Here is a 6208-nt window from a genome sequence, read left to right as displayed (position 1 = left end):
TGCCCGATCCCGGTCATCCATTGCGAGCGCTGCGGCGTCGTGCCCGTTCCGGAAAAGGACCTGCCGGTGCGGCTGCCCGACGACGTGACCTTCGATCAGCCGGGCAATCCGCTCGACCGTCATCCGACCTGGAAGCACGTCGCCTGTCCGCAGTGCGGCGGTGAGGCGCGGCGCGAGACGGACACCATGGACACTTTTGTCGATTCGTCCTGGTATTTCGTGCGCTTCACCGATCCGACCGATGAGGCCGCGCCGACCGATCCAGTCGTCGCTAACGCCTGGCTGCCGGTCGATCAGTACATCGGCGGCATCGAGCACGCGATCCTGCATCTGCTCTATTCACGCTTCTTCACCCGCGCGATGCGCAAGTGCGGGCATCTCGATCTCGACGAGCCGTTCGCCGGCCTCTTCACCCAGGGCATGGTGGTGCACGAGACCTACCGCGACGGGCGCGGGCAGTGGATCGCCCCGAGCGAAGTTCAGATCGACGCCGACGGCGGCGAGCGCCGCGCGGTCCTGATCGACACTGGAGAGCCGATCGAGATCGGACCGGTCGAGAAGATGTCGAAGTCGAAGCGCAACACGGTCGACCCGGACGAGATCATCGAGACCTATGGCGCCGACACGGCCCGCTGGTTCATGCTGTCCGATTCGCCGCCCGAGCGCGACGTGATCTGGACCGAGGCCGGCGTTCAGGGCGCCTACAAGCAGACGCAGCGGCTGTGGCGGCTCGTCTGCGAGATCGAGCGCGTCGTCGGCGCCAAGCGACCGGCGCGGCCCGAGACCTTCGGCGACGAGGCGAAGCGCATCCGCCAGATCGCTCACGCCGCGCTCGCCAAGATCGAGGACGAGATCGAGCGGCTGCGTTTCAATGTCTGCATCGCCCAGATCTACGAATTCGCCAACGCGCTCTCGGCGGCAGTCGGCGCGATCGAGGCGGTCCCGGTCGCCGACGACCTGCGCTGGGCGTTCGCCGAGGCCGGCGACATCCTCGTCCACTGCTTTGCGCCGATGATGCCGCATCTGGCCGAGGAGTGCTGGGAGGTTCTCGGGCACCCGACGTTCGTCGCGCACAGCCCCTGGCCGGCGGCCGACCGCAGCCTGATCGTCTCCGACACCGTGACCTATGTCGCGCAGGTCAACGGCAAGAAGCGCGGCGGACTGACGATTGCGCGTGACGCCGACAACCCGGCGATCGAAAAAGCCGCGCTCGCCCTCGACGGCGTCATTCGGGCCATGGATAACAAGCCGGCCCGGAAGGTGATCATCGTCCCCAACAGGATTGTCAATGTCGTGGTCTAGAATGGCGGCGGCCGCCGCCGCGCTGGTTTTCGCCTCGGGCCTCTCCGGCTGCTTCACACCGCTCTACAGCGAGTCCGCGCACCCCGGCCTCGTCGAAGACATGCGCGCCATCGAAGTCACGCCTATCCCTTCGCGCATCGGCCACTATCTCGTTGAGGACCTGATCGCCGACATCAACGGCACCGGCCAGACCGCGTCGCCGACGAAATATCGCCTTGCGGTGAAGATCTCGACCGGCGTGCAGACGCCGACCGTCAATTCCGAGATCAACGTGGCCTCGTCCGCGACGGTGACCGGCGACGCCGACTACACGCTGACCAAGGTCGACGGCGGCGCCGAGGTTGTGAAAGGAACGGCCAACGCCGCGGCCGCCTACGACCGCACGACGCAGCGCTACGCCGACCTGCGCGCTGCGCGCGACGCGGAGATTCGCCTCGCTCGAGCGCTGTCGCAGGAGATTTCGCTTCGCCTCGCCTCGGCGCTCGCGGCGAAGACGCCGTAAGGGTCTTGCGCCGGCTTTACCATACACTCTAGCCTCAAACGCAATGCTGCTCTATGTCCTTCAGCGGCTTGCGGTCCTCGCGGCGACGCTCATCATCGCGTCGCTCGTCGTGTTCGCCGTCATGGACATCCTTCCGGGCAACGCGGCCGAGACGATGCTCGGGCCGACCGCGACGCCGGAAGCGGTGGCGGCGCTTGCCCACAAGCTCGGCCTCGATCAGCCGCTGCATGTTCGCTATGCGCTGTGGATCGGCGGAGCGCTGAGCGGCGACCTCGGCGTCTCCTACGCCTACGGTTCGCCGATCGCGCCGCTGATCGCCTCGAGCTTGTCGGTCAGCGCGCCGCTCGCCGTCATGGCGATGGCGCTGTCGGCGGCGATCGCGCTCGCGGCCGGCGTCTACTCGGCGGATCGCCGCGGGCGCGCGGGCGACGCGGTCGTGATGGGCATGAGCCAGGTCGGCCTCGCGGTGCCGAATTTCTGGCTGGCGATTCTGCTGGTCATTGTGTTCGCCGTCACGCTGAGGCTCGTTCCCGCAGGCGGATTTCCCGGTTGGTCCAATCCTGCCCGCGCAGTCGGGGCGCTGATTTTGCCCGCGGTTGCGCTCGGCGTGGTGCAGGCGGCGATCCTGACCCGCGTCACGCGCTCGGCGCTGCTCGAGTCGCTGAACGAGGACTACATGCGGACCGCGCGCGCCAAGGGGGTGTCGCGGCGCGCGGCGCTTTGGCGTCACGCCCTGCCGAACGCGCTCGTGCCGGTGCTGACGATCATGGGCCTGCAGTTCGCCAACCTGGTCGCCGGGGCGATCGTGGTCGAGAACGTGTTCGTCCTGCCGGGCCTCGGGCGCTTGATGCTGCAGTCGATCTCCAATCGCGACACGCTGGTGGTCGAGGATTGCGTGATGCTCACCGCGATCCTCGTCATCGGACTGAATTTTATCGTCGACGTCGCCTGCGCGGCGATTGATCCGCGGCTCAGGAGCCGCGCCGCATGAAAGGCTTTTCGCGCAAAAGCTCCAGTTTCTGGGTCGGGGCCGCTCTCACCGCCGCGCTTCTGGCGATGGCGGCGCTATCGTACCTCTGGACGCCGTATCCGCCGGCCGCCATTGACATTCCGCACAAGCTCGCGCCGCCCTCGCTCGCCCACTGGTTCGGAACCGACAACCTCGGCCGCGACGTCGCCTCCGAGATCATCGGCGGCGCGCGCGTCTCCATTCTGGTCGGCGTCGTCGCCGTGGGCATCGGCCTCGTCTTCGGGCTCGCGTTCGGCCTTCTCGCCGCCTTCGCCAAAGGCGTCGTCGAGGATTCGATCATGAAGGCGTGCGACTTCGTGTTCGCCTTCCCGGCGCTCCTGTCGGCGATCATGCTGACGTCCACCTTCGGTCCCGGCGTCGTCAATGCGATCGTGGCGATCGGAATCGCCAACGTCCCGATCATCGCCAAGCTCACCCGCGCCACCGCCAACTCGGTCCTGGCGCGCGAATACGCGCTCGCCGCGCGCGCCGCCGGGCGCGGACCGCTGGCGATCGCCTTCGACCACGTGCTGCCGAACATCGCGCCTCAGCTGATCGTGCAGGCGACGATCCAGTTCGCCATCGCGATTCTCGCCGAGGCCGCGCTCTCCTATCTCGGCCTCGGCGCGCAGCCGCCGCAGCCGTCGTGGGGCCGGATGCTGTCCGACGCCCAGAACGTGCTCTACAACGCGCCGCGTCTCGCCATCTACCCGGGCGCGGCCATCGCGCTCAGCGTGCTCGGCCTCAACCTGCTCGGCGACGGCTTGCGCGACGCCCTCGACCCGAAGCTCAAGGCGCGGTCTTGACATGTTGCTCGAGGTGAAGGACCTCGTCGTCGACCTGCCGACCTCAGGCGGCGCCGTCCGCATCGTCAACGATGCGACCTTCCGGCTCGGCGAGGGCGAAAGCCTCGGCGTCGTGGGCGAGTCGGGCTCCGGCAAGACGATGATGGCGCTCGCGCTGATGGGGCTCGCGCCGGAGGGCGCGCGCATCGGCGGTTCGATCCGTTTCGAGGACCGCGAACTCGTGGGCTTGAGCGAGGAGGCGATGCGCGCCCTGCGCGGCGACCGCATCGCGATGATCTTCCAGGAGCCGATGACCGCGCTCAATCCGCTGCACCGGGTCGGCGAGCAGGTGGCCGAGCCCCTCGTGCTCCACCGCGGCATGAGCCGGAAAGCCGCATTCCATGAGGCCATCCGCCTTTTGGAGCATGTTCGCCTGGCCGATCCCGCGCGCGCCGCGCGCGCCTATCCCTTCGGGCTATCGGGGGGCGAACGGCAGCGGGCGATGATCGCCATGGCGATCGGCTGCGGGCCGCGCCTCGTCATCGCCGACGAGCCGACGACCGCACTCGACGTCACCGTGCAGGCGCGGATTCTGGCGCTGCTCGACGGCCTCAGGCATGAATCGAAAATGGCGCTCATCCTCGTCAGCCACGACCTCGCGGTCGTCGCCGCCCATTGCGACCGGGTGATCGTCATGTACGGCGGCCTGATCATGGAGAGCGGGCCGGTCGACGTGGTGCTGCGGGACCCGAGGAACCCGTACACGCGGGCGCTGCTTCAGGCGCGGCCGGAGCCCGGCGCGAAGCGCGGCGTGAGGCTGAAAACCATTCCCGGCTCGCCGCCCCACCATCGCGAAGTCGGCGCCGGCTGCCCGTTCGCCGCCCGCTGCGAATGGACGATCGACGTCTGCCGCAAGGCGCGTCCGCCGGAAGTCGCGTTCGGCGGCGTCCATGTTTCGCGCTGCTGGCGCGCGGCCGAACTGGGGCCTCACGCATGAGCGAAGCCCCGCTCCTCGACATCGTCGACCTCTTCAAGGCGTACCGTTTGCACCGGCCGCGTCCCTTCGCGCCGCACCGCGTGCGCCCGGCGCTCAACGGAGTCAGCTTCTCGATCATCGCGGGACGGTCGTTCGGCATCGTCGGCGAATCGGGCTCGGGCAAGTCGACGCTCGCCCGCATCGCGCTCGCGCTCGACAAGCCCGACGCCGGCGTCGTGCGGCTGGAAGGCCGTTCGCTGTTCGACCTCGGCCGGCGGGAGCTTCGGGCCGCGCGCGCCCATATGCAGCTGATCTTCCAGGACCCGTACGGCTCGCTCGATCCGCGCAGGCGGGTCGAGCGGATCGTCGCCGAGCCGCTCGCCGCCTTGGGCGGCGCGTCGCGGGCCGAGCGGCGCCGGCGCGTCGCCGACTCGCTCGAGGCGGTGGGCTTGAGGGCCTCGGACGCGGCGAAGTATCCGCACGAGTTCTCCGGCGGCCAGCGTCAGCGCGTCGCCATCGCCCGCGCGCTGATCACCAGGCCGAAGCTGGTCGTCGCCGACGAGCCGGTGTCGGCGCTCGACGTCTCGGTGCAGGCCCAGGCCTTGAACCTGATGAGCGATTTGCAGCGCGACGCCGGCGTCACTTTTTTGCTCATCAGCCACGATCTCGCCGTCGTCGCCCACATCTGCGAGACGACGGCGGTGATGTTCCGCGGCCGGATCGTCGAGATCGGCCCGACGGCGGAACTGTTTGCTTCGCCTGCGCATCCCTACGCGCGCGAGCTCGTCGACGCGACGCCGCGGCTCGACCGGTCGACGACGGTCGCCCCGCCGCTCAACGCCACGCCCGCCCCAGCCTCCGGCGCAGGCTGCGCCTACGCGCCGCGGTGCAGATACGCCCGGCCGCGCTGCCTCGCAGAGAGGCCGGAGCTGACCGCAGTCGCGGGAGAGACCCGCCGCGCCGCGTGCCATTTCCCGCTGGTCTGAGCGAGCCTTGCCGTTTCCGAGCCGGTTTCGAGCCTTTTCAAGGATTTACAGCGACTTTTCCGGGCGGCCGATTCCGCCGGAAGGGCGCCGCTGAGACCTGCAACCCAACCGGGAACGGCCCCTTGTGTCATCCCGCGAAAGCGGGGATCCAGAGCCTCGGCGCAGACCAGTGTCTCGTACGCGCCAGATTGCCGCGCTCACCGCCATGCCGCCCCTGGATGCCCGCGTTCGCGGGCATGACAACGTTGGGAGACGCAGCGCGCCGCTTTTTCGCGCGGAAAGACCCAAGCGCCAAGGTCCGGCGCCCCAAGCCAACAGGGCGCCGACCCCAAGCCCAACCCAAGCCAACGGAACAGTTCCCCATTGGTGTTTTGAACCTTTTCAAGGCGTTGCGCTGTCTCCCGGCGCATCGCGAAAAGGCCCCGCCGACGCCAACCACGCCGCTCCGCGACTCGACAGGAGCCGAGCTGCGGTCCAGGGCGAGCGGCGTCGCGGGTCGATCGGCCGCCATGGGGATCAGTTTCGGGCGAAGTTCCGTTTTTGTCAATATAATTCGTTTAATATCCTGACAAAGAGAACATCAATCCTGGCGATCGGCTGGCTCTCGTCTCGCGCGATTTTTGCCCCCTCGGAACGAAGCACTGGGTG

Annotated in this window: 6 protein-coding genes; all 6 read left to right on the top strand. The window is 68.5% G+C overall.

Annotated features, from left to right (window positions below; genetic code table 11):
* A partial coding sequence (locus tag ACLP25_RS17705) for a class I tRNA ligase family protein (RefSeq protein WP_442470489.1) occupies positions 1-1302 on the top strand: 1302 nt, incomplete at its 5' end.
* Entirely contained in the window at positions 1289-1804 is a 516-nt protein-coding gene (locus ACLP25_RS17700) for a hypothetical protein (RefSeq protein ID WP_442470488.1), read from the top strand. The genes ACLP25_RS17705 and ACLP25_RS17700, both read left to right, overlap by 14 nt.
* A gap of 43 nt (positions 1805-1847) precedes the next feature.
* Positions 1848-2795, top strand: a complete 948-nt coding sequence (locus tag ACLP25_RS17695) for an ABC transporter permease (RefSeq protein ID WP_442470487.1) — start codon at positions 1848-1850, stop codon at positions 2793-2795.
* Positions 2792-3619, top strand: a complete 828-nt coding sequence (locus ACLP25_RS17690) for an ABC transporter permease (RefSeq protein WP_442470486.1) — start codon at positions 2792-2794, stop codon at positions 3617-3619. The genes ACLP25_RS17695 and ACLP25_RS17690 overlap by 4 nt, the downstream gene beginning before the upstream one ends.
* Position 3620: 1 nt before the next feature.
* A complete protein-coding gene (locus ACLP25_RS17685) occupies positions 3621-4595 on the top strand; it encodes an ABC transporter ATP-binding protein (protein WP_442470485.1) in 975 nt (324 codons plus the stop codon).
* Complete coding sequence (locus tag ACLP25_RS17680; RefSeq protein ID WP_442470484.1) at positions 4592-5560, top strand: oligopeptide/dipeptide ABC transporter ATP-binding protein; 969 nt, start codon at positions 4592-4594, stop codon at positions 5558-5560. The genes ACLP25_RS17685 and ACLP25_RS17680 overlap by 4 nt, the downstream gene beginning before the upstream one ends.
* Positions 5561-6208: the final 648 nt, after the last annotated feature.

It is taken from the genome of Roseiarcus sp. (assembly GCF_052145395.1).
GTDB lineage: Bacteria > Pseudomonadota > Alphaproteobacteria > Rhizobiales > Beijerinckiaceae > Roseiarcus.
Note: the sequence above shows the minus strand (reverse complement) of the source record. Positions and strands in the feature narration are given on the sequence as shown.